Annotated in this window: 23 protein-coding genes; 11 read left to right on the top strand and 12 right to left on the bottom strand. The window is 66.0% G+C overall.

Translation table 11 applies throughout. The features are described 5' to 3' along the window. Nucleotides 1-161: 161 nt before the first annotated feature. The 4 genes from AC1DTF_RS01885 to AC1DTF_RS01900 all read left to right on the top strand — a co-directional run bounded on the left by AC1DTF_RS01885 (nucleotide 162) and on the right by AC1DTF_RS01900 (nucleotide 5,193). Nucleotides 162-1,562, top strand: a complete 1,401-nt coding sequence (locus AC1DTF_RS01885) for an FAD-binding protein (RefSeq protein WP_477472822.1) — start codon at nucleotides 162-164, stop codon at nucleotides 1,560-1,562. A gap of 27 nt (nucleotides 1,563-1,589) precedes the next feature. After that, a complete protein-coding gene (locus AC1DTF_RS01890) occupies nucleotides 1,590-2,930 on the top strand; it encodes an MFS transporter (RefSeq protein WP_477472823.1) in 1,341 nt (446 codons plus the stop codon). A 26-nt stretch (nucleotides 2,931-2,956) separates the two neighbouring features. Beyond that, the gene (locus AC1DTF_RS01895; protein ID WP_477472824.1) at nucleotides 2,957-4,465 is read left to right on the top strand and encodes an aldehyde dehydrogenase; all 1,509 of its coding nucleotides are present in this window, start codon (nucleotides 2,957-2,959) and stop codon (nucleotides 4,463-4,465) included. 485 nt (nucleotides 4,466-4,950) lie between these two features. Next, on the top strand, nucleotides 4,951-5,193 hold the full coding sequence (locus AC1DTF_RS01900; RefSeq protein WP_477472825.1) for a Gfo/Idh/MocA family oxidoreductase: 243 nt from the start codon (nucleotides 4,951-4,953) through the stop codon (nucleotides 5,191-5,193). Nucleotides 5,194-5,196: 3 nt separating this feature from the next. Here the strand turns inward: AC1DTF_RS01900 and AC1DTF_RS01905 are convergent, their stop codons facing one another. Next, nucleotides 5,197-6,225 (bottom strand): Gfo/Idh/MocA family protein, encoded by a 1,029-nt coding sequence (locus tag AC1DTF_RS01905; RefSeq protein WP_477472826.1) that lies wholly within the window; start codon nucleotides 6,223-6,225, stop codon nucleotides 5,197-5,199. Nucleotides 6,226-6,286: 61 nt separating this feature from the next. Between AC1DTF_RS01905 and AC1DTF_RS01910 the strand changes: the two genes are divergently transcribed. Beyond that, a complete protein-coding gene (locus tag AC1DTF_RS01910) occupies nucleotides 6,287-7,276 on the top strand; it encodes a Gfo/Idh/MocA family oxidoreductase (protein WP_477472827.1) in 990 nt (329 codons plus the stop codon). Here the strand turns inward: AC1DTF_RS01910 and AC1DTF_RS01915 are convergent. From AC1DTF_RS01915 to iolC, 9 genes are all read right to left on the bottom strand, one after another. After that, nucleotides 7,273-8,124 carry a sugar phosphate isomerase/epimerase family protein gene (locus AC1DTF_RS01915; RefSeq protein ID WP_477472828.1) on the bottom strand — a complete coding sequence of 284 codons (852 nt, stop codon included), beginning with the start codon at nucleotides 8,122-8,124 and terminating at the stop codon, nucleotides 7,273-7,275. The genes AC1DTF_RS01910 and AC1DTF_RS01915 overlap by 4 nt on opposite strands. Before the next feature lie 92 nt (nucleotides 8,125-8,216). Next, nucleotides 8,217-9,707, bottom strand: a complete 1,491-nt coding sequence (locus AC1DTF_RS01920; RefSeq protein ID WP_477472829.1) for a CoA-acylating methylmalonate-semialdehyde dehydrogenase — start codon at nucleotides 9,705-9,707, stop codon at nucleotides 8,217-8,219. A gap of 6 nt (nucleotides 9,708-9,713) precedes the next feature. After that, complete coding sequence (locus tag AC1DTF_RS01925; RefSeq protein ID WP_477472830.1) at nucleotides 9,714-10,589, bottom strand: sugar phosphate isomerase/epimerase family protein; 876 nt, start codon at nucleotides 10,587-10,589, stop codon at nucleotides 9,714-9,716. 1 nt (nucleotide 10,590) lies between these two features. Further along, nucleotides 10,591-11,622: a Gfo/Idh/MocA family protein gene (locus AC1DTF_RS01930; RefSeq protein ID WP_477472831.1), complete on the bottom strand. Its 1,032-nt coding sequence runs from the start codon at nucleotides 11,620-11,622 to the stop codon at nucleotides 10,591-10,593. Nucleotides 11,623-11,641: 19 nt separating this feature from the next. Continuing rightward, on the bottom strand, nucleotides 11,642-12,547 hold the full coding sequence (locus AC1DTF_RS01935; protein ID WP_477472832.1) for a sugar phosphate isomerase/epimerase family protein: 906 nt from the start codon (nucleotides 12,545-12,547) through the stop codon (nucleotides 11,642-11,644). A gap of 14 nt (nucleotides 12,548-12,561) precedes the next feature. After that, entirely contained in the window at nucleotides 12,562-14,511 is a 1,950-nt protein-coding gene (iolD, locus tag AC1DTF_RS01940; RefSeq protein WP_477472833.1) for a 3D-(3,5/4)-trihydroxycyclohexane-1,2-dione acylhydrolase (decyclizing), read from the bottom strand. Nucleotides 14,512-14,514: 3 nt separating this feature from the next. Continuing rightward, on the bottom strand, nucleotides 14,515-15,384 hold the full coding sequence (gene iolB, locus AC1DTF_RS01945; protein WP_477472834.1) for a 5-deoxy-glucuronate isomerase: 870 nt from the start codon (nucleotides 15,382-15,384) through the stop codon (nucleotides 14,515-14,517). Between the two features lie 2 nt (nucleotides 15,385-15,386). Further along, a complete protein-coding gene (locus AC1DTF_RS01950) occupies nucleotides 15,387-16,265 on the bottom strand; it encodes a Cgl0159 family (beta/alpha)8-fold protein (protein WP_477472835.1) in 879 nt (292 codons plus the stop codon). Then, complete coding sequence (gene iolC, locus AC1DTF_RS01955; RefSeq protein WP_477472836.1) at nucleotides 16,258-17,244, bottom strand: 5-dehydro-2-deoxygluconokinase; 987 nt, start codon at nucleotides 17,242-17,244, stop codon at nucleotides 16,258-16,260. The genes AC1DTF_RS01950 and iolC overlap by 8 nt, the downstream gene beginning before the upstream one ends. 154 nt (nucleotides 17,245-17,398) lie before the next feature. On the opposite strand from iolC, the gene AC1DTF_RS01960 reads away from it, so the two are divergent. Beyond that, nucleotides 17,399-18,130, top strand: coding sequence for a GntR family transcriptional regulator (locus AC1DTF_RS01960; RefSeq protein ID WP_057169996.1), 732 nt, complete (start codon nucleotides 17,399-17,401; stop codon nucleotides 18,128-18,130). A 59-nt stretch (nucleotides 18,131-18,189) separates the two neighbouring features. On the opposite strand, the gene AC1DTF_RS01965 is transcribed toward AC1DTF_RS01960, so the two are convergent. Next, nucleotides 18,190-18,954: a TIM barrel protein gene (locus AC1DTF_RS01965; RefSeq protein ID WP_477472837.1), complete on the bottom strand. Its 765-nt coding sequence runs from the start codon at nucleotides 18,952-18,954 to the stop codon at nucleotides 18,190-18,192. Beyond that, nucleotides 18,951-19,922: a Gfo/Idh/MocA family oxidoreductase gene (locus tag AC1DTF_RS01970; protein WP_477472838.1), complete on the bottom strand. Its 972-nt coding sequence runs from the start codon at nucleotides 19,920-19,922 to the stop codon at nucleotides 18,951-18,953. Before AC1DTF_RS01970 ends, AC1DTF_RS01965 begins: the two co-directional genes overlap by 4 nt. 93 nt (nucleotides 19,923-20,015) lie before the next feature. Here AC1DTF_RS01970 and AC1DTF_RS01975 point away from each other — a divergent pair, with 93 nt between their 5' ends. The 5 genes from AC1DTF_RS01975 to AC1DTF_RS01995 all read left to right on the top strand — a co-directional run bounded on the left by AC1DTF_RS01975 (nucleotide 20,016) and on the right by AC1DTF_RS01995 (nucleotide 25,180). Next, entirely contained in the window at nucleotides 20,016-21,035 is a 1,020-nt protein-coding gene (locus AC1DTF_RS01975) for a LacI family DNA-binding transcriptional regulator (protein ID WP_477472839.1), read from the top strand. Between the two features lie 138 nt (nucleotides 21,036-21,173). Next, a complete protein-coding gene (locus tag AC1DTF_RS01980; RefSeq protein ID WP_477472840.1) occupies nucleotides 21,174-22,163 on the top strand; it encodes a substrate-binding domain-containing protein in 990 nt (329 codons plus the stop codon). A 20-nt stretch (nucleotides 22,164-22,183) separates the two neighbouring features. Further along, complete coding sequence (locus tag AC1DTF_RS01985; RefSeq protein WP_477472841.1) at nucleotides 22,184-23,242, top strand: ABC transporter permease; 1,059 nt, start codon at nucleotides 22,184-22,186, stop codon at nucleotides 23,240-23,242. A 4-nt stretch (nucleotides 23,243-23,246) separates the two neighbouring features. Further along, the gene (locus AC1DTF_RS01990) at nucleotides 23,247-24,065 is read left to right on the top strand and encodes an ATP-binding cassette domain-containing protein (RefSeq protein WP_057169581.1); all 819 of its coding nucleotides are present in this window, start codon (nucleotides 23,247-23,249) and stop codon (nucleotides 24,063-24,065) included. 101 nt (nucleotides 24,066-24,166) lie between these two features. Next, complete coding sequence (locus tag AC1DTF_RS01995) at nucleotides 24,167-25,180, top strand: LacI family DNA-binding transcriptional regulator (RefSeq protein ID WP_477472842.1); 1,014 nt, start codon at nucleotides 24,167-24,169, stop codon at nucleotides 25,178-25,180. The last annotated feature ends 37 nt before the right edge of the window (nucleotides 25,181-25,217 follow it).

A 25,217-nucleotide genomic window follows, 5' to 3' on the forward strand; every position in this document is an offset into this window, starting at 1 on the left:
GCCCACCACCCTAAACCACCTAACGGTTTCTGTACACCATTAGACGGGTTGACTCTGAAATATGGACGTGCTTCCATGGGTGATGCAAAGCACAAACCAGCTAGCGGATCCGATGAACCAGATCTGGCCAACGTGGTCAGAACGGAAAGTAGGTAGTCGTCGTGAGTGGACATCAGCTGGATCTGGTCGTCGTCGGTTGTGGTGCCGGTGGCTTGGCGACCGCCCTGCAAGCACTCCAATCGGCTCCGGGGTTGCGAGTGATGGTTCTCGAACGCACCTCGAAGGCCAATCGCGGCGGCAACACCGCATGGACGGGTGCGTTCTTTCGGCTCGAGGAAGACGGTTCTCCCGCCGCTGACTTCGCGTCCCGGATGGTCGAACTCAGCAAGGGCAAAACTGACAAGGCGATCGTCGGCCGACTCGCCGCACTCGCGCAGCCGACCATGCAGTGGCTCAACGACAACGGCGTCGCCACCAAGTCGGACATCACGTACTTCCTGACCTCCAAGGGCCCTCGACTCATGCCTGCCGGCGGTGGCGCCGCGATCGTCGAGACCTTCACCAGACGGGTCGAAGAACTCGGCGGCACAATCGAATACAACACCACAGCGCACGACCTGATTCAGGATGAGAACGGCTCCGTCGTCGGCGTCGAAGCCACCGACGGTGCGGGGCGCCGCCGGTCTCTGCTCGCCCGCACCGTGGTCCTTGCCTCCGGCGGATTCCAGGGCAGCCCCGCACTGCTCGACAGGTACCTCGGCGACCGCGGCCACGAATTGGCACCGATCGCCCCCGGCGGCCGTTCCAACCAGGGCGAAGGTATCGAAATGGGCATCCGCGCCGGTGCCCACACCGATGGGCAGTTCGACCGCTTCCACGGTGAACCCGTCGATCCCCGCACCCGCGCTGCGGAAGCGCTGATCATGGTCTATCCCTATGGAATCCTGGTGGACCACCATGCGCAACGTTTCGTCGACGAGGGCGCCGACACCCCGGACAACACCTTCGAGGCCATCGCCTACCGAATCTGGCGCGATGCCGACCAGTACGCCTACGTGATCGCGGACCAGAAACTGATGCGGCACAACATCGCCCGTGCCGTGCTCACTGATCGGGACCCGGAATCGGCTTCCACGCTGGAAGCTCTGGCCAGTCGACTCGGACTGGACCCCGACGCTCTCGTCGAGACCGTCGCCCGCTATAACGCGGCGGCCACCCCCGGACCGCTTGACGTGACCGCGATCGACGGCGTGTCCACCCGGGAACTCGAACCGCCCAAATCGAATTGGGCGCGCCCCCTGGACGAACCGCCGTTCGTCGCGTGGCCCGTGACGTGTGCGATCACCTTCACCTTCGGCGGCCTAAAGACCGACGAACACACGCGCGTGCTCGATTCATCCGGTGAGCCCATCCAAGGTTTGTACGCGGTCGGCGAGATCGCCGGTATCTATCACCACAAGTACCCGGGAGCCACCTCGGTCCTGCGCGCTCTCGCCTTCGGCCGCATCGCCGGCCAGACCGCTGCGAACCGCGCATCCGCACCTGCAGCCCTCGACCACTGACCCCCCAACCCACCACCAAGAGGAATCATGGCGACCACCTCAGGCGCTCCCACCCGTGCGGCCGGCTCACCCCGACGCGCAGCAATCGCAAGCCTCGTCGGTACCACCATCGAATGGTTCGACTTCTTCATCTACGGTCTCGCCGCGGCCCTGGTCTTCGGTGACCTGTTCTTCCCCTCCGTCGATGAGCACAGCGGCCGGCTCGCCGCATTCGCCACCCTCGGGGTCGCCTTCGTGGCGCGGCCCGTCGGTGCCGTGATCTTCGGCCATCTCGGCGACCGGCTCGGCCGCAAGAGCACCCTCATCGCCACACTCGGAATCATGGGAGCTGCCACAGGTTTGATCGGCCTGCTGCCCACCTACGAGACGGCCGGCGTGTGGGCACCGGTGCTGCTCGTCATCTTGCGCCTCCTGCAAGGGCTCGCGGTCGGCGGCGAATGGGGCGGAGCCGTGCTGATGTCCGTCGAACACGCACCCGCGTCGAAGGTCCGCCTCTACGGATCGGCACCGCAGATGGGCAGTCCGCTGGGGCTGGTCCTGGCCACCGCGGTGATGTCTGCCGTGGCGACCCTTCCCGAAGAGCAGCTCTTCAGCTGGGGATGGCGAATACCGTTTCTCGCCGGCTTCATCCTGGTTCTCGTCGGCCTCGCCATCCGGCTCGGCGTCGAAGAATCCGCGCAGTTCACGGAGATCAAGTCGGCCGGCGCCACATCCCGGCTGCCCGTGCGTGAGGTGTTCGCCAAGGCGAAGAAGAGCCTGACACTGGGTATCTCACTGCAAGCGTCCGTCAATGTCGTCTTCTATGTGATCTCGGTGTATTTCCTGACCTACGCCACAAGTTCGCTGGGTCTCGAACGCAGCACGGCGCTGTTCATCGTGATGATCGCGGCGGTGATCGACCTGGCCGCGCTGCCCCTGCTGGCGTCGCTGAGTGACCGCCTCGGCGCGCACCGGGTCTTCGTCACCGGTGCGGTGTTCACCATCATCGCCGCCATCCCGTTCTTCTGGTTGCTGCGCGGTGACAATGTTTGGGTGACTTGCGTTGTCGTCATCGTCATGATGATCGGTGCCCATGCGACCACCTACTCGGTGGTCTCCAGCCTGATTGCCGAACAGTTCGACACCAAGGTGCGCTACAGCGGCACCGCGCTGAGCAATGCGTTGGGTGGGCTGATTTTCAGCGCTCCGACTCCCTTCATCGCCGAAGCTCTGGTCGGCAAGAACGGCACCGGGTGGTGGCCGCTGGCCTTGATGACGATCGTCGCCGCGCTGATCTCGGTGGTCGCCATCCTGCTGACCCCGCGCCGCCCCCGGATCGAAGTCGACACCACTCCAACGCGGTCGCCGGCACCCACCGCCTCCGCCTGATCACTCTTTCAAAGGACCCTGACCTGATGACTGACTCCAGCACAGCCACAAACGAATCCGAGTTCTACACCATGCTGATCGACGGTGACTGGCGGGCCGCCGCGGACGGCGCCACGTTCAGCTCGATCAACCCCTTCGACGGCCGGGCCTGGGCTCACGTGCCCGTGGCGACCGACGCCGACGTCGACGCAGCCGTGGCAGCAGCCCGCAGTGCGTTCGACACGGGACCGTGGTCGCAGTCCACCCCACTGCAACGAGCCACCCTGCTGCGCACCCTCGGGGACCTGATCCGCAGCAACGCCGACGAACTCGCGCGAATCCAGGTGCTGGAGAACGGAAAACTGATTCGTGAGGTCGCCGGCCAGACCCTCGCGCTGGCGAATCACTGCTACTTCTTCGCCGGCGTGGCCGAAAGCCCGACCGGCGAGACCCTGGCCAGCAGCGTGCCCAACATGCAGGTCTTCACCGTGCGTGAGCCCATCGGGGTCGTCGCCGCCATCACCCCGTGGAACAGTCCGCTGGCGCTGTTGCTGTGGAAGTTGTGCCCCGCCCTGGCCGCCGGAAACACCCTGGTGATCAAGCCCTCCGAGATCACACCGGTGTCCACCCTGGTGCTGGCCCGCATCGCACAGGAGGCCGGCTTCCCCAACGGCGTCATCAACGTCGTCACCGGCGCCGGACCCGCAGGCGCCGCCCTGGCGGCTCACCCCGACGTCGACAAGATCGCCTTCACCGGATCGACCGCAGTCGGCAAGAAGATCGCCGTCACCGCGGCCGAACGACTCGCCCGTGTCTCACTGGAACTGGGCGGGAAATCGCCCAACATCGTCTTCCCGGATGCCGACCTGCCAAACGCTGTCAACGGCGTCATCTCCGGCATTTTCGCCGCCACCGGGCAGACCTGCATGGCCGGGTCCCGCGTGTTGGTGCACGAGGACATCTACGACGAGTTCAGCGCGGCACTGGCTGAACGGACCGCCCGGATCAAACTCGGCGACCCGCTCGACCCGGACACCGAAATGGGAACGGTCGCTTGCCAATCCCAGCTTGACAAGGTTCTGCACTACATCGAGGTCGCCAAACAGGACGGGGCGCGCCTGGCCACCGGCGGCGCCAAGCCGACTAGTCCTGAACTGAGCAAGGGGTTGTTCGTCGAGCCGACGGTCTTCACCCACGTCACCAACGACATGCGCATCGCGCGCGAAGAGGTGTTCGGACCCGTCGCCGTCGTCATCAAGTTCAGCGACGAAGACGATGCAGTGCGTATCGCCAACGACACCCCCTTCGGCCTCGCAGCCGGGGTTTGGACCCGCGATGTCGCCCGCGCCCACCGCATGGCCAAACGCCTGCGGGCCGGCAACGTCTGGATCAACAACTACCGCAAGACCAACTACGTGGCCCCGTTCGGCGGCTTCAAGGAAAGCGGGCTGGGCCGGGAGAACGGCTCCCACGCCGTCGAGGAGTACACCGAAACCAAAACGGTGTGGATCGACCTCGGAAACACGATTACCGATCCCTTCAATCCGCGCGCGTAGTCGCCGAGACGCGATTTCCTACCGGCCGGTCATGAGCCAGTTGAAGGAGTGCCACAACTCCGCAGAGAATGCGGGCATCGTCACACAGGCCCTGGCAGAACATTCCTCAACAACGATGTCGACCTATACTGATAGAAGCAGCGTCCACATGACTTGGAGTTCTAGCCCGACCGCGGATTAATAGCGAGAGTCGTTGGTGTGCAACGCCCCTCACCGAGTTGGCAGGGTTGCATCGCTTCCTCTATCGGCTGCTGACCTTCGTAAAGGGCGCGTTGCGGTGACATGGATGCGAACGGGCCTCTCACTGTAAGCCCTCTGATCTCCAGATGGAAGCAAGTGTCCTCACGCCCGTACAAATGCTGGACATGCTCGGTGTTCGGTCGCTGTGCGCACCGACGTGATCAACTTCCCCGTCGGCATCATCGGCTTCGGATAGATGATCGAGGGGCCGGTGGGCCTCAACGTCGAGGATGCGCTGGTTGTCGGTGACGACGTGGTTCGTCGGGCCCGGCGACGGTGAGTACGCGGCTTTCCAACCCGGGTCGGCCATGGCCATGGGTTACGACGAGCTCAAGGTCATCGAGGCGCACCGGTTCCTGCGGTCCGTCCAGACGGGATCGGCTGTCGGCGCGACCATCTGGGATGCCGTCGCGGCTGCGCAGGTCATCGAGGCGATCACCGAATCGGTACGCACCGGATCGTGGGTCCGTCCTCGCACCCTGAGCTGAGACTCAGCCGATCTGCCTGCGGATCTCGTCGGCGACCTCCAGCGTCGCGATCGCGTACCGCAACGGATGGATCTCCGACTCGGTACGGCCTTCGGTGATGCACCGAGCGGCGTCGACCGCGGCGAAGTGCAAGCCATCGGTGTGGCCGCCGGGCTTTTCGTCGTAGCGCAGCCTGCGCCCCGGATCGTTGGGGTGGCCGCGGTGCCGGGTCAGGGTGAAAGGGCCTGGCATGTAGAACGATCCGTCGAGAGCCAGAGTGGCGTCGCGTCCGATGATGGCCGCCGTGGTCGGGGTGTCGGACAGAATCGTGGTGTGCAGCAACGCTTGATTGCCCGCCGCGTCGGACAGTATCGCCGCGATCTGGCCGTGGAGGCCGGGCTCGGCCTCCTGGCCCTGGGCCTGCACCGAGGTGAACCCGTCGGATACGAAATGTGCCAGCGCGATGGTATAGGTGCCGAGATCCAGCAGTGGGCCGCCGGCCAGGCCGGCGTCGTAGATGCGGTGGTCGGGAGTGAAGAACTCGCCGTGATCGKCAATGACGGTGCGGATCTCGCCGAGGGCGCCGTCATCGAGCAGCTGACGGATCACGTCGAATTTGGGCAGGAACTTGGTCCACATCGCCTCGCCGACGAAGCGATTGTTGCGCGCTGCGGCGGCAGCGATATCGCGCGCACCTACGGCGTCCACCGCGAGGGGTTTTTCGACCAGCACGTGCTTACCGGCGTCTAGTGCCGCGACAGCATTGTCACGGTGGCTCGGGTGTGTGGTGGCGATATAGACGACGTCCACCTCGGGGTCGGCGAGCAACGCATCGTAGCTGCCGTAGGCGGTGGGCACAGACCATCGCGCGGCAAAGGCTTCGGCGCGGTCCCTCCCGCGCGAGCCCACGGCGACCACCTGCTGGGTGGTCTGGGCCAGCAGCGTCTCAACGAACCGGTGGGCGATCCAGCCCGGCCCAAGGATGCCCCAGCGCAGACTGGGCGCTGCCCGCGGATCGGGCGTGCGGGCTTGCGGCAGTTCAGTGTTCGCCATGACGTCAGAATAGATGGCAAAGCCTCACTTTGTTAAGACATTAGTATGTAATACTCGGTCCATGACGGTGCGTGTGGGAGTTGTCGGGGTCGGAGTGATGGGCGCAGACCATGCCCGCAAGATCGCGACCATGGTGTCGGGTGCGGAACTCGTTGCGGTGAGCGACTTCGACGCCGCCGTGGCTTCCTCGGTGGCGGCCGAACTCGGTGCGAGTGTGCACGATGACGGCGTGACGCTCATCGGTCACGCCGACGTGGACGCGGTGATTATCGCGACCCGCGACGACACGCACGCCGAATTGGTGCGCGCCGCGCTGCGCGCCGGCAAACCCGTCATGTGCGAGAAGCCGCTCGCGCCCACCGCCGCGGAGAGCCGGGTACTGGTGGATGAGCAAGCGGCGCTGAATGTTCCGTTCGACCTCGTCACGGTCGGCTTCATGCGGCGCTTCGACCCGTCGTATGTGGCACTGCGCGAGCGGGTGTCCGGTGGCGAGCTCGGCGCCCCGCTGGTGGCGCACTGCGTCAGCCGCACCGTCAGCAGCAATCCCGGCGGTGACTCGGCGTCGACGGTCACGAACTCGGCCATCCACGAACTCGATATCGTGCCGTGGCTGCTGGATTCGCCGATCGTGGAGGTGAGTTACCAGCGCGGCAGATCCTCGGTGCACTCGGGAACCCGGCAGGATCCGCAGATCTACCTGCTCCGGACGGCATCCGATGTGCTGGTCACCGTCGAGCTTTACCTGAACGCCCGGTACGGCTATGACACCAGATGCGAGGTCGTCATGGAGACCGGCACGGCGGCATTGACCCTTCCGACGCACGTCGTCACCGACGCCGAACGGCGCAGGGGCGTGGACTATCCGGCGGACTGGATCCCGCGCTACGCCGATGCCTACCGCATCGAACTGCAGGAGTGGGTCGATTCGATCAGCCGGCAACGGCGGTCCACCCTCGCCACCGCCGGCGACGGATTGCGGGCGGCGCAGGTGGCCGATGCGCTGGTCGAGTCGATGAACTCGAACGGCGCGTGGGTCGACGTCGCAGTCTAGACGAGCACCGCGGCCGCGGATTCGGCGGCGAGCTTCAGCGCATGCGCCACCGGGAGCTGCCGGAACCCTGACGACAGGATCTCCACGCCCCACGGGCCGCGGAACCCGAAGTAGCGCAACAGCTCCACCAGGCCGACCAGATCGAACGACCCGTCGCCACACAGCAGCCGGTTGTGCACGGTGTCCTCGAACAGGCTGCCGACGATCTGCTCGGCGGCGTCATCGAGTTCGACGCCGAAGATGATCTCCGGGGTCAGTGACCTGGCGAGATCACCGATCGTGGTGCCGGCTCGGAACACATGCCACGCGTCAATGACCAGCCCGACCGCCGGATGTGCGGCCGCGTGGGCGAGCCCGGCGCCCACCGGAACGGTGTCGATGATCGAGAACGGCATGGGTTCGATCGCGATCCTGGTGCCGCGCGACTCGGCCTGCTCGCCGAGTTCACGCAGGGGAGCGACCAATTCGAGGAGATCCTCGGCACGGGCCGCCTGTTCGGAGCCGATCTTGATGAAGGCCGGGCACAGGACGTCCGCCGCCTCGAACAGCAAATCACGCACATCATAGGAATGGCCGAGTCGCCCGCGCGGGATCCACCACCGCTCGATCAATTCGATCTCGATGTGGGTGAGTCCGGCGTCGGCGGCCATGTCCCGCAGCGCCGCGAATCCGATCCCCTCACGGACCGCAATGAGGTCATCGGCGATCAGTCCGAAGCCGACGAAGCCCGCCTCGGCGATGGCCGACAGCCGATCCGCGATCGGCACCGGGCTCGTCGCCGGGTTGTGCATCGGTGACACATCGCCGGCGCTGGTCCACGCGGTGGCGACGAGCTGGGGTGTGGACATGGATCCTCCTCGATCGCGAGCGTGCGGAAAGTACTGCCCGCGAGCGGCGTGTCCGGCGTCAGACACGCACGCTCGCGGGAGATGGGGTCAGGTCAGGCGTTCTCGGGGAAGCCGAGGTTGATGCCGCCGTGGCTGGGGTCCAGCCAACGCGTGGTCACGGCCTTGGTCCTGGTGAAGAAGTGCACACCCTCCATGCCGTGGGCGTGGCTGTCGCCGAACAGGGAGGCTTTCCAGCCGCCGAAGCTGTAGTAGGCCATGGGGACCGGGATGGGAACGTTGATGCCGACCATGCCGACCTCGACTTCGTTCTGGAAGCGTCGGGCGGCGCCGCCGTCGTTGGTGAAGATGGCGGTGCCGTTGCCGTAGGGGTTGGTGTTGATCAGTTCCAGCGCCTGGTCATAGGTTTCGACGCGCAGGACCGAGAGGACGGGACCGAAGATTTCGTCGGTGTAGACGCTCATCTCGGGGGTGACGTTGTCGAGCAGGGTGGGTCCGAGCCAGAAGCCTTCGGCGCCACCGTCGGCGCTCACATTGCGGCCGTCGACGACGACCTTGGCGCCGTCGGCTTCGCCGGCGTCGATGTAGGAGGCCACCTTGTCGCGGTGGGCCTTGGTGACCAGGGGCCCCATATCGGAGTCTTTGGTGCCGTCGCCGATCTTGAGCGGGGTGGTGCGTTCGGCGATTTTGGCCACCAGATCATCGGCAATCGGTCCGACCGCCACGGCGGCGGAGATGGCCATGCAGCGTTCGCCTGCGGAGCCGAAACCGGCGTTGACCATGGCGTCTGCGGCCAGGTCGAGGTCGGCGTCGGGCAGGATGACGGCGTGGTTCTTGGCTCCGCCGAGGGCCTGCACGCGCTTGCCTGCGGCGGTGCCGGTGGCGTAGACGTACTGCGCGATCGGGGTGGACCCGACGAAGCTGATGGACTTCACCTTCGGGTTGGTCAACAGCTCGTCGACCGAGGTCTTGTCGCCTTGGAGCACGTTGAACACACCGTCGGGCAGGCCCGCTTCCTTCCACAGTGCCGCCATCCACAGCGACGCGGAGGGATCCTTCTCGGAAGGCTTCAGCACCACCGTGTTACCCGCCGCGATGGCGACCGGGAAGAACCACATCGGCACCATGGCGGGGAAGTTGAACGGCGAAATCACACCCACCGGCCCGAGCGGCTGCAGCATGGAGTGCACGTCGACCTTGGTGGAGGCGTTCTCGGTGAACCCGCCCTTGAGCAGATGCGGGATACCACAGGCAAATTCGACGACTTCCTGGCCGCGGGCGACCTCGCCCAGGGCATCGGAGACGACCTTGCCGTGCTCGCTGGTGATGATCTCGGCGAGCTCACCCTTGCGCTCGTTGAGCAGTTCGCGGAAGGCGAAGAGCACCTGGGTGCGCTTGGCCAGCGAGGTGTCGCGCCAGCCCGGGAACGCCGCCGCGGCGGCATCGATGACAGCGCGGGCGTCCTCGACGCTCGCGAGCGCGACCTGGCCGGTGACCTGGCCGGTCGCCGGGTTCGTCACCGGCGCAGTCGCATCCGAGGAGCCGGTGAAGATCTTGTTGTCTGCCCAGTGGGAGATGGTGCTCATGTGCTTCTACTTTCCGTACTTCGCAACGTATTCGGTCATGGTCTTCAGTTGGTAGCGCGACACCTCGTGCGCGGTCTCGTCCTCGGCGAACACCGATGAGACCATCACGGTGTCCTCGCGGTCGTAGAAGCCGATTTCGGCCAGGCCGCCGAAGAATTCGTCCCAGTTGACATCGCCATCGCCGATCTTGAGGTGCTGATGCACCCGCACCGGATTTCCCGGCGGGTTGGTGATGTAACGCAGGCCGTGGCTGCGGTGGTGGTCCATGGTGTCGGCGACGTGCACCAGCCGCAACGTGTCCCCGGCCGCTCGAATGATCTCGGCCATGTTCCCGCCCATGTGGAAGCTGTGGCAGGCGACGTAGACCATGCCGATGTTGGCGGAGTTGACGCCGCGGATGATGCGCAGCGCCTCCATGCCGTCCTCGACGAAATCGTCGGGGTGTGGGTCGATGCGAACGTCGATGCCCTCACGCTCGATGATGGGCAGCAGCTCCTCCATGGACCGGAAGAACGCCCGCTCGGATTCTTCGGCCTTCTCGGGACGGCCGGAGAACTCGGTGTTGATCACGTTGACGCCGAGGTCGACGGTGATCTGCAGGACGCGCTTCCAATTACGCACCGCGGCCTCGCGGGCGTCCGGGTCGGGACTGGCCCAGCGCAGCACCGGCAGCACCGAGGCGATGCCGACACCCGCATCGGCGCAGGCCTTGCGAAACTTCGCCACCAGATCGTCATCGGCGCGCGGGTGGTTGAAGAACGGGATGAAATCCCGGTGCGGGGTCAGCTGCAGGTACTCGTAGCCCAGCTCGGCCACCAGCTTCGGGAAGTCCAACAGCTCGTAGTCGTGGTGGAACGGTGTGGGATCCAGGGCGATTTTCACCTCACGCCCCCTTGATGGAGGCGCGGTCGACCATCTCGACCTCGACGGGCAGTCCGCTGATGAGCGATTTCACGCCGGCCTCGCAGACCGCGGCGGCGGCGTAGCCGTCCCACGCGCTCGGACCATCTGTGTAATCTCCGGTTCGATACCCCTGCTGGACAGCGTCGACCCAGCGCTGGAACTCGGTGTCGTAGGCCTGCCCGAAGCGCTCACGGAAACCGGGAGTGATCTGGCCGCCGCGGRTGCCGTCGCTGCGCGAGCGGACCAAGTTGACATCCAGGCCGATCATGGCGCTGCCCTTCTCGGCCACGACCTCGGTGCGCACCTCGTAGGCGACCCCGGTGGTCACGAAGAGCTCGACGTCCACGTGCCGGCCGGATGCCGTGCGCAGGATGGCGATCTGCGGGTCGGCAAGACCCTCCGGCGCACCGGGATTGGCCGACGGCTTGATGATCTGGATCGAGACGATCTCTTCGTCGAACAGGAACCGCGTGACGTCGACCTCATGCACCAGCGAATCGCGCACCACCATCGCGCTGTCGAATCCGTTGGGGACGGCGGGATTTCGGTGTGCGCAGTGCAGGACCAGCGCGCGGCCCAGGTCACCCGAGTCCAGCAGCGCCTTCAACTGCGCGTACTCGTGGTCGAAGCGACGCATGAAGCCGACCTGGATCAGGCGCTTACCCAACTCGGCCTCGCGCTTGACGACCTCCAAAGAGGTGGCGACATCGGTCGTCAGTGGCTTCTCGCACAGCACGGGCTTGCCGTGTTCCAGGCAGGCCAGCAACTGCTTCTCATGTGTGGGCCCCGGGGTGGCCAGCACCACGGCGTCGACATCCGGGTCGGCGATGGCATCGAGCGGATCGGCAATGGCGCGACATCCTTCGATACCGGCCGCGATCTGCTCGGCCTTCTCGGTGATGAAGTCGTTGACGACGACAACCCGAGCACCGGAGATCCGGTTGGTCAGGCGGGCGACGTGATCGGCGCCCATGATGCCGACGCCAAGAACGGCCACACGCAATTCGGACATGTCTTGAACTCCTACAGATCTAGTTGAAACGAACGGATGGGACGCCACACGAACCGAGGTAGTTCTGGGTGCGCTTGGCGATGGGAAGCGGCGCGTCGACCTCGCACGGGTACATATCCTGCTCCACGATGGCGAACACGTCGATGCCGAGCTTCTCGATCTCGGCCAGCAGCGGCGGCATCTCCGGGATGCCCAGCGGCGGTTCGGTCATCGCGCCCAGCTTCACGGCCTCGCCGAAGGGCAGATCTTCGGCCTCGACCTTGGCGCGCACCTCGGGGTTGACCTGTTTGAGGTGCAGGTAGCCGATGCGCTCCGGGGCGCGCCGGATGATCGCGATGTTGTCGCCTCCGCAGTAGCTGATGTGCCCGGTGTCCAGGCACAGATTGACGAACTCGCCGTCGGTGCCGTCGAGGAAGCGGTACACGTTCTCTTCGGTGTCGACATGGCTGTCGGCGTGCGGGTGGTACTGCGCTCGCACGCCGTACTTCTCGAACATGGCCTTGCCCAGTTCGTTCATGCCCTGGGTCTTCTTGCGCCACTGCTCGGGCGTGAGGTTGCGGTCCTCCAGGACCGCGCCGGTGGCCGGGTCACGCCACATCTCGGGGATGACGACGACGTGCTTACCGCCGACCGCGGCCGTCAGCTTGGCGACGTCCTCGATCTGGGTCCAGACGGCATCCCACGAATCATCCTGGTGCAGGTGCTCGAACACCGTGCCGGCCGACAGCTTCAGGTTGYGCTTCGCGAGTTCGTCGGAGAGTTGCTTCGGGTCGGTGGGTAGGTAGCCGAACGGGCCCAGTTCGATCCACTCGTAACCGGATTCGGCGACCTCGTCCAGGAAGCGGGTGTACGGGGTCTGCTGTGGATCGTCGGGGAACCAGACGCCCCAGGAGTCGGGTGCGGAGCCCACGAGAATTGACGACATCGAACGTTTCCTTTTCAGCGGTCGGACGGATTGATGAGTGGACGCTGTACTTTTTTCCAGTCCGAGTACCGTTGGTAGGCGGTCTGGGTGGACTCCAGCGTGGACACCTCGCTGACGGGAACGTCCCACCAGGAGAAGCTGTCCGGGGCGTAGATCCGGGGATCGGTCTCCACGTAGATGACCGTGGTCACGTCGGCGGATTTGGCGACCTTGACCGCGTCGGCGAACTCGGCGGCGGTGGCGACCTTGATGACGTCGGCGCCCAGGCTGGCGGCATTGGCGGCCAGATCGACCGGCAACTTGTCGCCGTCGAGCCGGCCGTCGGCGCTGCGGTAGCGGTAGTCGGTGCCGAACCGCTGCGAACCGAGGGACTCCGAAAGCCCACCGATGGAAGCGAATCCGTGGTTCTGTACCAGTACCGGGATGACCTTGATGCCTTCCTGCACCGCCGTCGCGATCTCGGTGGCCATCATCAGGTACGAGCCGTCGCCGACCATGATGAACACATCACGGTCGGGCGCGCCCATCCGTACCCCGATACCGCCGGCGATCTCGTAGCCCATGCAGGAGAAGCCGTACTCGACGTGGTAGCCCTTGCGGTCGCGGGTACGCCACAGCTTGTGCAGATCGCCGGGCATCGAGCCGGCCGCGCACACCACCACATCGCGCGGGTCGGACAGCGTGTTGACCAGGCCGATGACCTGGTTCTGGTTCAGCTGCACCCCGTCTTCGGTGGCATACACCGAGGACACGGTGTCCTCCCACTCGGTTGCGAGTTCGGTGACCCGGGAGCGGTATTCGTCGCTGACGGTGTAGCCGGACAGTGCGGGGCCCAGTGCCTCGATGGCCTCRCGCGCGTCGGAGACCACGCTGATGCCGCCCTGCTTCACCGAGTCCAGCGAGGCCACGTTGATGTTCACGAACCGCACATCGGGGTTGTTGAACGCGGTGCGGGATGCGGAGGTGAAATCGCTGTAGCGGGTGCCGATCCCGATGATCACATCGGCCTCGGCGGCCAGCGCGTTGGCGGCGGTGGTGCCGGTCGAGCCGATGGYGCCGACACTCTGCGGATGGTCGTAGCGCAGCGAGCCCTTACCGGCCTGGCTTTCCGCGACCGGGATACCGGTCTGCTCGCAGAACGCGGCCAGCGCCTCTTCGGCGAATGCGTAGTGCAGCCCGCCGCCGGCCACGATCAGCGGCTTGGTGGCGGAGGCGATGACCTCGGCGGCCCTGGCGATCACCGAGCGCTCGGGCAGCGGCCGGGCGATGTGCCAGGTGCGTTCGGCGAACAACGATTCCGGCCAGTCGTGCGCTTCGGCCTGGACATCTTGCGGGATGGACACCGTCGCCGCGCCGGTCTCGACGGGATCGGTCAGTACCCGCATGGCGCCCAGCAGGGCGGCGGGCAGTTGCTCGGGCCGCCACACCCGGTCGAAATACCGGGACAGTGGCTTGAACGCGTCGTTGACGGTGACATCGCCGGAGGCCGGCAGCTCGAGTTCCTGCAGCACGGGGGAGCTGACCCGGGTGGCGAAGGTGTCGGCGGGCAGCAGCAGCACCGGCAACCGGTTGATGGTCGCCAGTGCGGCGCCGGTGAGCATGTTGGTCGAGCCGGGGCCGACGCTCGCGGTGACGGCCCAGGCCTGGCGACGGTCCTTCTGCCGGGCGTACGCGACGGCGCTGTGCACCATGGCCTGCTCGTTGCGGCCCAGCACGTACTTCAGCCCGGGTTCGCGGCCTGCTTGCCGCGATTCGACCTCGTCCTGCAGCAGCGCTTGGCCCAGCCCGGCCACGTTGCCGTGGCCGAAGATGCCGAAGCAGCCTGCGAAGAACTTGGTGCGCTCGCCGTCGTGTTCGATGTACTGGTTGGCGAGGAACCGAATGGTGGCCTGCGCGACGGTGAGTCGCACGGAGGACTCGGTGGCGGCCAGCTTCTCGGTTGACTTCGGCGCGGTGGAAACCACGGGTCAGGCTCCTTGGGTCTTGCGCATCGGCAGGCGCGGATCGATTTCCTGGTGTTCCCAGCTGCTACGCAGCCAGGTGTGGTCGGGGTTGTCGCAGATCAGCCAGGCGCGATCCGGACCGGAACCCGCCATCACGTTGAGGTAGTACATGTGGTGTCCGGGTGCGGCGATCGACGGGCCGTGATAGCCGTGCGGCACCAGCACGACATCGCCGGAGCGGACCTCTTCGAGCACCTCGATGGGGCGCTCCGGGGTGCCGAACACCCGGTGGTAGCCGAACCCTGTTGTCCCAGCCGGGCTGTCGTCGATCTCGAAGTAGTAGATCTCTTCCAACTGGGTTTCGAACTCGGTGTTCTCATCGTGCTTGTGGGCGGGGTAACTCGACCAGTTGCCACCCGGTGTGATGACCTCGCAGGCGATCAGGGAGTCGGCCTCGAAGGCGGTGGCCGTGCCGAAGTTGTGCACCTGCCTGCTGCAGTTACCGGCGCCGCGTAACTCGACGGGCACGTCGGCGGCGGCGACCCAGCGGTTCGGGAACGCCCGGGTGGCACGGGCACCGCAGATGGCGACCCGGCCGTGCCCAGACAGCACGTAGGCCTGGTTGATGCCGAGGTAGACCATATCGGCGGGTCCGTCGAAAACCGAAGCGCGGGCTGCCAGTTCGAAGGTCTCACCATCACAGGTGACGGTGCCGCCGCCGGACAGCGGCAGGATCATCACTTCGCTGTCACCGGTGCGCCTGCTGACCGATTCCACATCATCGAGGTCGACGATGTGCAGGCTGGACTCGGCCCAGCCGGCCGATTCCGGGGTGACGTCGACGGTGTAGGGGGTGACCGCGGTGTTGGCCGGGATGTACCACTTGCTCTTCACGGTCAGCGCACCAACTTCACTGCGGTCGCCACGGCGCCGGCGACATCGTCATCGGGCGGGTAGAGCAGGGTGCGTCCGACGATCAGGCCGCGAACCGCGTTCAGGGACAGTGCCTTCTCCCAGCTGGCGAACGCCTCATCAGGGTCGGTGGGGTCGCCGCCGAGCAGCAGCGTCGGCATCGTCGTGGATTCCATGACGCGGTCCATCTCGTCGACCACCGGCAACTTCATCCAGGTGTAGGCCGATGTCGAACCGAGCCCCTGACCGATGTGCACGGACTTGATCACGGCGTCGGGGGAGAGGTCGTTCCTGACCTTGCCGTTCACCCGTGACGACATGAACGGCTCCAGCATGGCGATGAGACCGTTGGCCGCCAGGTCATCGACGGCCTGTGCGCACGCCGTCAGGGTGGATACCGTGCCGGGATCATCGAGATCGATGCGGCACAGCATCTTTCCGCCGTTCATCTTGGCCGCCGCGGTCGAGGCCGCAGTCGCACCGGTCATCCGATCGTCGAGCTCGAATGAGGATCCGGCCAGTCCGCCGCGGTTGAAGGACGAGAACACCACTTTGTCCTCCAGCGCCCCGAGCAGCAGCAGGTCGTCGAGGATATCGGCGGTGGCCAGCACCCCGTCCACACCCGGGTCGGCGAGCGCGGCGCGCAGCCGGTCCAGCAGATCGATCCGGTTGTTCATTGCGGTGGGGCGAGACCCCACGGCGAGCGCACCGCGGGCCGGATGGTCGGCGGCGACGATCATCAGCTGGCCGTCGCCGCGCACGGTGGGCCGGGTGGTGCGGGCCTGCCAGGCCTTGGCCACGGCGGCGGGATCGGCGGCACGAACATCGGTCACGTCGGCGTAGGTTTTTGCGAGACTAGACATTGACAGCCTCCACAGCGGTCTGTTCGGCGAGATCGGCCACCTCGGTGGCGGTCGGCATCGCGGTCGAGCATTCGAGGCGGGAAGCGACGATGGCTCCGGCGGCATTGGCGTAGCGCAGCGTCTTCTCCAGCGGCCAGCCGCGCAGCAGACCGTGGATGAGGCTGCCGCCGAAGGCATCTCCGGCACCGAGCCCGTTGATCACATCGACCTCGTTCGGCGGGACGGTCACGGAGTTGTGTTTGGTCTTGCCGAGCACGCCGCGCGGGCCTTGCTTGACGATGGCCAGTTCCACACCGAGGTCGAGCAGCGCATCGGCGGCCTTGTGCGGGCTGGTCTCGCCGACGGCGATCTCGCACTCCTCGCGGTTGCCGACGGCGACGGTGACGTGACCCAGCGCGCGCTGCACCTGCTCGGAGGCCGCGGCCGGCGTCTCCCAGAACATCGGGCGGTAGTCGAGGTCCAACACGGTGAGGGGTTTCCTTCCGCGTGCCTCCCAGGCGGCGAAATGAGCACTTCGGCTCGGCTCTTCGGAAAGGCCGGTGACCGTCGACCAGTACAGCCGGGCGTCGCGGACGGCGTCCAGGTCGATCTCGGCGGCCTCGATCTGGAGGTCGGGCGCCGATGGCTTGCGGTAGAAGTACAGCGGAAAGTCATCGGGCGGGAAGATCTCGCAGAAGGTGACCGGGGTCGGGTACTCGCCGTGGGTGTGCACGTACCGGTTGTCGACGCCGAGACGGGCGAGCTCGTTGCGGACGAACCGGCCGAACGGATCGTTGCCGGCGCCGGAGATCAAGGCGGTCCGGTTACCGAGTCGGGCGGCCGCCACCGCGACATTTGCCGCGCTGYCGCCGAGGAACTTGCCGAAGGATGCGACGTCCTCCAGGCCGACGCCGGTCTGCAGGGGATAGACGTCCACGCCGCTGCGCCCGATGGCGATGACGTCGAACGGGTCCGTGCTGGACGGCCTTTCAAAAGACACTGTGGCTCCCGAAGATGGTGGGCGGGCTCTTCTCTTAAGACTGTGCCTCGCGTCACTCACTCATGTCAATAGTTTGTCCTGACATTCTAACTTTCGGTCATGATGCTATGGTTCGGCTAATCTGTCTGATCATCGGCCGCAGATCGGAGTGGACGTGCCTTTGACTGTTGAGCTCGACAGGTCCAGCCCTGTTCCCCTCTACTACCAGCTCGCCCAGGCGATCGAAGCGTCGATCCGCAACGGCGATCTGGCCCCCGGCGACCGGTTCGAGAACGAGCTGGCTTTGGCGAGCAGGCTGGCGTTGTCGCGCCCGACGACCAGGCGAGCCATCCAGGAACTCGTCGACAAGGGTCTGCTGGTCCGTAAGCGCGGTGTCGGCACCCAGGTCGTGCAGAACCCCGTGCACCGCCGGGTCGAGCTCACCAGCCTGTTCGACGACCTCGCGAAGTCCGGCCAGGACCCGACGACTCAGCTACTCGAATACCACTGCGGTATCGCCGATGAGGAGATCGCCGCCGAGCTCAACCTCGGCAAGGACCACGAGATCGTCACCATCCAGCGGCTTCGGTGTGCCAATGGCGAGCCGCTCGCGGTGATGACGAACCATCTGCCCGTCGAGATCGCACCGGATGCCGAGGAGCTCGAGGCCAGCGGCCTCTACCAGGCCCTGCGCGGGCGCGGCGTGCACATCAGGCTGGCCCGGCAGCGCATCGGCGCCAAGCCGGCCAACCGCAACGAGGCGCGGCTGCTCGACGAGAAAGCCGGCGCACCGCTGCTGACCATGAGCCGGACGGCGTTCGACGACTCCGGTCGTGCGGTCGAGTTCGGAAGTCACTGCTATCGCGCCTCGCGGTACTACTTCGAGACCACGCTCGTCGACCGCTGACTTCCGGTGATTTCGGCGTGATCGGACGCGCTCAGCGCAACCGACCACGCCGAAATCACTCAGGAGAAGGCCGCGCGGAACGCCTCCAGGGCTGCCGTGCTCTCACTTTCTGCGAAGGCCTCCATGCCGACGGTGCCGTCATACCCGATATCGCGCAGTGCTTTCGCGACGGCGGGGTAGTGGATCTCGCCGGTGCCGGGTTCGCAGCGGCCGGGCACGTCGGCGACCTGGATCTCGCCGATCGCATCACCGCAACGCCGCACGAGTTCGACGAGATTCCCTTCGCCGATCTGTGCGTGGTACAGGTCGAGCATCATCTTCACGTTCGGGTGCCCGACGCCCTCGATGAGGGCGAGCGTGTCCTTCGCGCGGGCCAGCGGCACGCCCGGATGGTCGACGATGGTGTTGAGGTTCTCGACGCAGAACGTCACGCCGGCCGCCGCCCCGAGTTCGCCGATGCGTTCCAAGGCACGTAGCGCTGTCGACCACATCTGACCGGTGGCGCGTTGCCGCGGCCGGGCGGCCCGGCCGTCGACCAGTTCGGCCGGATGCAGGACCAGTCGCGGAGTGCCCAGCACCTCGGCGGCTTTGATGCTCAGCTCGGCGGTCCGCACCACCTCTTCGGCGCTGTCCGGGTCGATGAGGTCGCCGTGCAGGTAGCCCGTCATCGACGAGAACCGCGCGCCCGTCGCGGCCAGCGCGTCGAGGTCCTTGTCGTGCCAGCTCCAGATCTCGACGTCGAAGCCGAGCTCGTCGATCCGCTTCACCCGGTCGACGATGGGCAGGTCGGTGAAGACCATCTCCGAACACACCGCGAGCCTCATGCCAGCACTCCGTTCAGTGCGACGGGCGCGTTGGTCTCGACGGATTCACGGCTGGCAAGGGCGATTTCGAGTGCGATGCGGGCGTCGACGCCCGTCACGGAAGGCTCGGTGCCTGCCAGCACATGGTCGGCGAAATCGGCGAACTGCGCGGTGTAGGCGTCGGCGAACAGTTCGGTGTTGATGCGGCCGGCGCGCTCGGGGGCCAGCCCGGCCTGCAGCACACCGCCGGAGCCGAAGACCTCGCCGCGGATGTCATAGCCGTACACGGCCTGGAAACTGGCCTCGGCGATCGCGAACGCGCCGTTGTCGAACCGGATCTGCACGACGGAGGTGTCCAGGAAGCCCTGCTCGGCGAACTGCGGATGGACCAGCGCATCGGCCTGCGCGTACACCTCGGTGACCCGCGCACCGGGATTGAGCCAGCACAACGTGTCGAAATCATGGATCAGCGTCTCGTTGAAAATCGTCCATGGCTTGACCCGGGCGGCGACCTCGGCGGAGATACCCGGATCGCGGGTCAGCGAACGCAACAGCTGCGGCGTGCCGATCTCGCCGGCATCGATGCGGGCCCGCATGGCGGCGAAATCCTGGGCGAAACGCCGGTTGAAACCGACCTGCAACGCGACGCCGGCGGCGCGTGCCGCGTCGATCGCCCGGTCGGCGTCTTGGAGGTTCAAGGCCATCGGCTTCTCGCAGAAGACGTGCTTGCCCGCGTGGGCTGCCGCGACCACCAGGTCGGCATGGCTGGTGGCGGGGGAGCAGATGGCGACGGCCTGGACATCGGGGTCGTCGATGAGCTCCAGCGGGTCCTGGTAGGCACGCACCCCCGAGAACCTCTCTGCTGCACCGGGTACGGGATCGGCAACGGCGGCGAGCCGGGTGTTGAGCAGGCGCTCGGCCAGCGTCTCGGCGTGGAAGCTGCCGATCCAGCCGGCACCGATGAGGCCGAAGGACAGGGGGGAGGACATGGGGGACTCCGATCGACTAGAACGTTCTAGTGACGGTAGGCGGATCGGGCGTGTTTCGTCAACAATGTTTCTAGAACGTTCTAGAATCCAGCCGTGCAACGACGTCCGACGCTCGCAGACGTGGCCGCGCGCGCGGGAGTCTCGCGCGCGCTGGTGTCCATCGTCATGCGTGATGTGCCGGGTGCCAGCGAGCAGACCCGGGACCGGGTGCGCCGGGCGGCCGACGAACTCGGGTACCGGCCCGATCACCGGGCGCGCCGGCTGCGTCAGCTGCGTACCAAACTCATCGGGGTCACCTTCACCGTCGGCCAGGAGTTTCATGCCGACCTCGTCGACGGCGTCTACGTCGCGGCCGAGGAGCTCGGCTATGACGTGGTGCTCAGCGGTATCACGCCGCACCGTGACGAGACCCGCGCGCTGCGCACGCTGATCGATGAGCAGTGTGAAGGACTGGTCCTCGTCGGACCGGGGACGCCGACCCAGCAACTCGACGAGCTGGCCGCCCGGGTACCGGTGGTGGTGCTTGCCCGCAAGGTCCGCGGTGTCGACGCCGTGCGCAGCGACGATGCCGCCGGCGCCGTGCTCGGGACCGATCACCTGATCGGGCTCGGCCACCGCCGGATCGTCTATCTCGACGGTGGCCGAGCCCCGGGGGCCGCCGAGCGGCTGCGCGGCTACCGGCGGGCCGCCGGTGCCGCCGGGGTGCCGCTTCAGGTGCGTTCCGGCGGACTCACCGAGCGTGAAGGCGCCGCGGCCGCCACCGCCATGCTCGCCGAATCCGAACTGCCCACCGCGGTGTTCGCCTTCAACGACCGGTGCGCCCTCGGTGTCATGGATGTCCTCATCCGAGCGGGAGTCCCAGTGCCCCAACAGGTGTCGGTGCTCGGATTCGATGACAGCCCGCTGGCCGGGCTTGCCCACGTGGACCTCACCACGGTGCGCCAGGACGCCATGGGCCTGGCCGCGGCCGCGGTGCAGCGACTGGTCGGCCGTCTCGATGATCCCGATGGGCCCGCCGAGGCGGTGGATGTGGTTCGGGAACCGACACTGGTGGTGCGCGGTTCGACGGGCGCTCCCGGGGTGGCGGCCTGCGGAAATGGTTCGAACAAATGACTTGCAGTCCTAATGTCAGGACAAAGTATTGACTTTCGGGTGTGAGCCGTATTACATCAGTCGTGCAGGCGTAGCGTCCGGCACTCGGTCCGCCGGGCCGATGTGGACGACACGGCGATCTTGAAACGAGGAGAAACAATGGCGTTGAAGCGGCTCGCGGTACTGGCCGGAGCGGGCGTACTGGCGTTCGGGATGGTGGCCTGTTCGTCCGGCGGCGGCAAGCAGGACAGCGCCGGCGAGGGTGGGGGCGGCGGCACCGTCGACACCCCGCGCATGACCGTTGCGATGATCACCCATGAGGTTCCCGGTGACTCGTTCTGGGACCTGATCCGCAAGGGCGCCGAGGCGGCGGCCAAGAAGGACAACATCGAACTGCGTTATTCCAACGATCCCGAAGCGCCCAACCAGGCCAACCTGGTGCAGGCAGCGATCGACAGCGGTGTGGACGGTATCGCCGTCACCCTGGCCAAGCCCGAGGCGATGACGCCCGCGGTGAAGGCCGCGATCGACAAGGGCATCCCGGTGGTCGCGTTCAACTCCGGCTTCGACAACTTCAAGAGCATGGGCATTCAGGAGTACTTCGGCCAGGACGAGAAACTCGCCGGTATCGCGGCCGGCGAGCGGCTCAACGCCGACGGCGCCAAGAAGGTCGTCTGCATCATCCAGGAGCAGGGTCAGGTTGCCCTCGAATCTCGTTGCGCCGGTGTCAAGGAGGGCTTCGGAGGCCAGACCGAGATCCTGAACGTCAACAGCAAGGACATGCCGTCGGTCGAGGCGACCATCACGGCCAAGATGCAGCAGGACCCCACGGTGGACACCTTCGTCGCGCTGGGTGCGCCGATCGCCCTGACCGCGGTGCAGTCCAAGGCGAACGCGGGCAGCAATGCGAACATCACCACCTTCGACACCAATGCCGCGCTGGTGGATTCCATCCAGAACGGTGACGTGCAGTGGGCGGTCGACCAGCAGCCGTTCCTGCAGGGCTACCTCGCCATCGACTCGCTGTGGCTGTACCTCGCCAACAAGAACCTGATCGGTGGCGGCCAGGCGACGCTGACCGGCCCTTCCTTCATCGACAAGTCCAACATCGACGCCGTGGCCGAACTGGCCAAGGGCGGAACTCGCTAGCAGTGTCGGAAAGAGCAGAGATGTCTACTCAAACCGAGGTCACCCTCGAAAACCATGAGGTCGTCCGCGACGAACGCGTCAAGGAACGAAATCGTCTACAGCGTTTCCTGATCCGGCCCGAGATGGGCGCAGGCATCGGTGCTATCGGGATCTTCGTCGCGTTCTTCATCGTGGCGGCTCCGTTCCGGGAGGCGTCGTCGCTGGCGACCGTGCTCTACGCCAGCAGCACCATCGGCATCATGGCCTGCGGTGTCGCCGTGCTGATGATCGGCGGGGAGTTCGACCTGTCGGCCGGCGTGGCGGTGACCTTCAGTTCGCTGGCGGCTTCGATGCTCGCGTTCAACCTGCACCTCAACCTCTGGGTCGGGGCGGCACTGGCCCTGGTGCTGGCGCTGGCGGTCGGGTTTTTCAACGGCTTCCTGGTGATGAAGACCAAGATCCCCAGCTTCCTGATCACGCTGAGTACGTTCTTCATGCTGGCCGGTGTCAACCTCGCTGTGACGAAACTCGTTGCGGGACAGGTCGCCACCCAGAGCGTCAGCGATATGGACGGCTGGGACTCCGCGCAGAAGGTGTTCTCCTCGACGTTCACCGTGGCCGGCATCGGAATCCGCGTCACCGTGCTCTGGTGGATCCTGTTCACCGTGGTGGCCACCTGGGTGCTGTTCAAGACGAAGATGGGCAACTGGATCTTCGCCGTCGGCGGCGACGCCGAAAGTGCCCGGGCCATCGGTATTCCGGTGACCAAGGTCAAGATCGGGCTGTTCATGTTCGTCGGGTTCTGCGCCTGGTTCGTGGGCATGCACCTGCTGTTCGCGTTCAACACCGTGCAGTCCGGTCAGGGGATCGGCAACGAGTTCTTCTACATCATCGCCGCGGTCATCGGCGGGTGTCTGCTGACCGGTGGCTACGGCACCGCGATCGGCGCGGCCATCGGTGCGTTCATCTTCGGCATGACCAACCAGGGCATCGTCTACGCGGGCTGGGATCCGGACTGGTTCAAGTTCTTCCTGGGCGGCATGCTTCTCTTCGCGGTGATCGCCAACAACGCCTTCCGTAACTACGCAGCGAAGAAGTGATCTGATGACCGCAACAGTCGAATCTCCCAGTAACGAAGCCGCAGCCGATCGCAAGGTGCCGCTGGTCGAGCTCCGCAATGTCGGGAAGTCCTACGGCAACATCACCGCGCTGAAGGACATCAGTCTGCGGGTGCATGCCGGCCAGGTGACCGGCATCCTCGGCGACAACGGCGCAGGCAAATCGACGCTGATCAAGATCATCGCGGGCCTGCACCAGCAGACCGAGGGTGAACTGTTGGTGGATGGTGAGACCACGAAGTTCTCGTCACCCGCTGATGCGCTCGGCAAAGGCATCGCGACCGTGTATCAGAATCTCGCGGTGGTTCCGCTGATGCCGGTGTGGCGCAACTTCTTCCTCGGCCAGGAGGTGCGCAAGAAGTCGTTCCCGTGGTCGCTGGACGCGAACGCAATGCGTGCCACCACGCTGGCCGAGCTGTCGAAGATGGGCATCGAGTTGCCCGATGTGGACGCGCCGATCGGGTCGCTGTCCGGTGGCCAGCGCCAGTGCGTCGCGATTGCGCGGGCCGTGTTCTTCGGGGCGCGGGTGCTGATCCTGGACGAGCCGACGGCCGCACTGGGTGTCAAGCAGTCCGGTGTGGTGCTCAAGTACATCACCGCCGCCAAGGACGCCGGCTTCGGCGTCGTGTTCATCACCCACAACCCGCACCATGCGCACATGGTCGGTGATCACTTCGTGTTGCTCAACCGTGGCAAGCAGAAGCTGGACTGCACGTATGACGAGATCTCGCTGGAGCACCTGACCCAGCAGATGGCCGGCGGCGATGAGCTGCAGGCGCTCTCCCACGAGCTCGGACGCAAATAACGCACTGACGACTTCGGCGCGGTCCTCCGGTTAACCCCGGGGAGCCGCGCCGAAGTCGTGTCCGGCTTGACCGGTCTAGTTCTGTCGCGGATCATCGGTGCATGCCCGACCGCCAGGATCGACCGACGATGCAGGACATCGCCGACAAGGTCGGTGTCTCCAAGGCGCTGGTGTCATTGGTCTTCCGCAAGGCGCCCGGGCCCAGCACGGAAACTCGCGAGCGCGTGCTGGCGGCGGCCGACGAGCTCGGCTACCGGGTGAACCGCACGGCGGCACTGATGACCGCCAGGCGGACACACCTCATCGGCGTAACGACCAACATCCGCAACAGCTTTCATGCCGAGATCGTCGAGCACATCGTCGCTGCGGCAGACAAGGCCGGCTACGAGGTGGTGCTCGGGCCGATCACACCCACCCATGACGAGACGAAGGTGATCGAGACCCTGCTGGACTTCCGGTCCGAGGGGTTGCTGCTGATCGGTTCGGAACTGTCCACCCGGACACTGGCCGATCTCGGCTCGCGGCTACCGACCGTCGTCATCGGCAGGCGGATATCTGCGGACTCGCTCGATGTCGTGCGTACCGCCGACGGCCGCGGGATCGGTTCGGTGGTGAATCATCTCGTCGAACTCGGCCACCGGCACATCGTGCACGTTGCCGGCGGAGGCGGCGTCATCGCCGCGGATCGCCGCAACGGGTACCTGCGTGCCATGCGCAGGCATGGGCTCGCAGAGGCTACGGAGATCATCGAGGGTGATTTCACCGAGGATTCCGGGATGGCCGCGGCAACCGAGTTGCTGACCGATGGGTCGACGGCGACGGCGGTGGTGTGTGCCAACGACCGTATCGCGGTAGGGGTCGTCGACACCCTGCGTCGCTCCGGCGTCCGCGTCCCCGAGGATGTTTCCGTCGCCGGGTACGACGACAGCGCCTTGGCCAGGCTGGGGCACATCGATCTGACCACCGTCAGTCAACAGCCGCAGGAACAGGCCGACCGGGCGGTGCAGGCCGTGGTGTCGCGGCTGGATGGCGGGCGGGTCGAACCGGAGTCCTGGGTGTCGCAGCCCCGGCTGGTGGCGCGGGCGACCACGGGTCCGGTCGCGAACGCTCGCTAGCGTGAAAGACGCTGCACGCCAAACTATTTGAGTATCT

The organism is Mycobacterium sp. P4_H6 (assembly GCF_056400845.1).

Excerpts from the sequence above, each read along its gene's own strand:
- AC1DTF_RS01995 (WP_477472842.1), top strand. The coding sequence starts at position 24,167 with ATGCCCGACCGCCAGGATCGACCGACGATGCAGGACATCGCCGACAAG.
- AC1DTF_RS01890 (WP_477472823.1), top strand. The coding sequence starts at position 1,590 with ATGGCGACCACCTCAGGCGCTCCCACCCGTGCGGCCGGCTCACCCCGA.
- AC1DTF_RS01910 (WP_477472827.1), top strand. The coding sequence starts at position 6,287 with ATGACGGTGCGTGTGGGAGTTGTCGGGGTCGGAGTGATGGGCGCAGAC.
- AC1DTF_RS01895 (WP_477472824.1), top strand. The coding sequence starts at position 2,957 with ATGACTGACTCCAGCACAGCCACAAACGAATCCGAGTTCTACACCATG.
- AC1DTF_RS01965 (WP_477472837.1), bottom strand. The coding sequence starts at position 18,954 with ATGAGGCTCGCGGTGTGTTCGGAGATGGTCTTCACCGACCTGCCCATC.
- AC1DTF_RS01970 (WP_477472838.1), bottom strand. The coding sequence starts at position 19,922 with ATGTCCTCCCCCCTGTCCTTCGGCCTCATCGGTGCCGGCTGGATCGGC.
- AC1DTF_RS01980 (WP_477472840.1), top strand. The coding sequence starts at position 21,174 with ATGGCGTTGAAGCGGCTCGCGGTACTGGCCGGAGCGGGCGTACTGGCG.
- AC1DTF_RS01920 (WP_477472829.1), bottom strand. The coding sequence starts at position 9,707 with ATGAGCACCATCTCCCACTGGGCAGACAACAAGATCTTCACCGGCTCC.
- AC1DTF_RS01990 (WP_057169581.1), top strand. The coding sequence starts at position 23,247 with ATGACCGCAACAGTCGAATCTCCCAGTAACGAAGCCGCAGCCGATCGC.
- AC1DTF_RS01985 (WP_477472841.1), top strand. The coding sequence starts at position 22,184 with ATGTCTACTCAAACCGAGGTCACCCTCGAAAACCATGAGGTCGTCCGC.
- AC1DTF_RS01950 (WP_477472835.1), bottom strand. The coding sequence starts at position 16,265 with ATGTCTAGTCTCGCAAAAACCTACGCCGACGTGACCGATGTTCGTGCC.
- AC1DTF_RS01915 (WP_477472828.1), bottom strand. The coding sequence starts at position 8,124 with ATGTCCACACCCCAGCTCGTCGCCACCGCGTGGACCAGCGCCGGCGAT.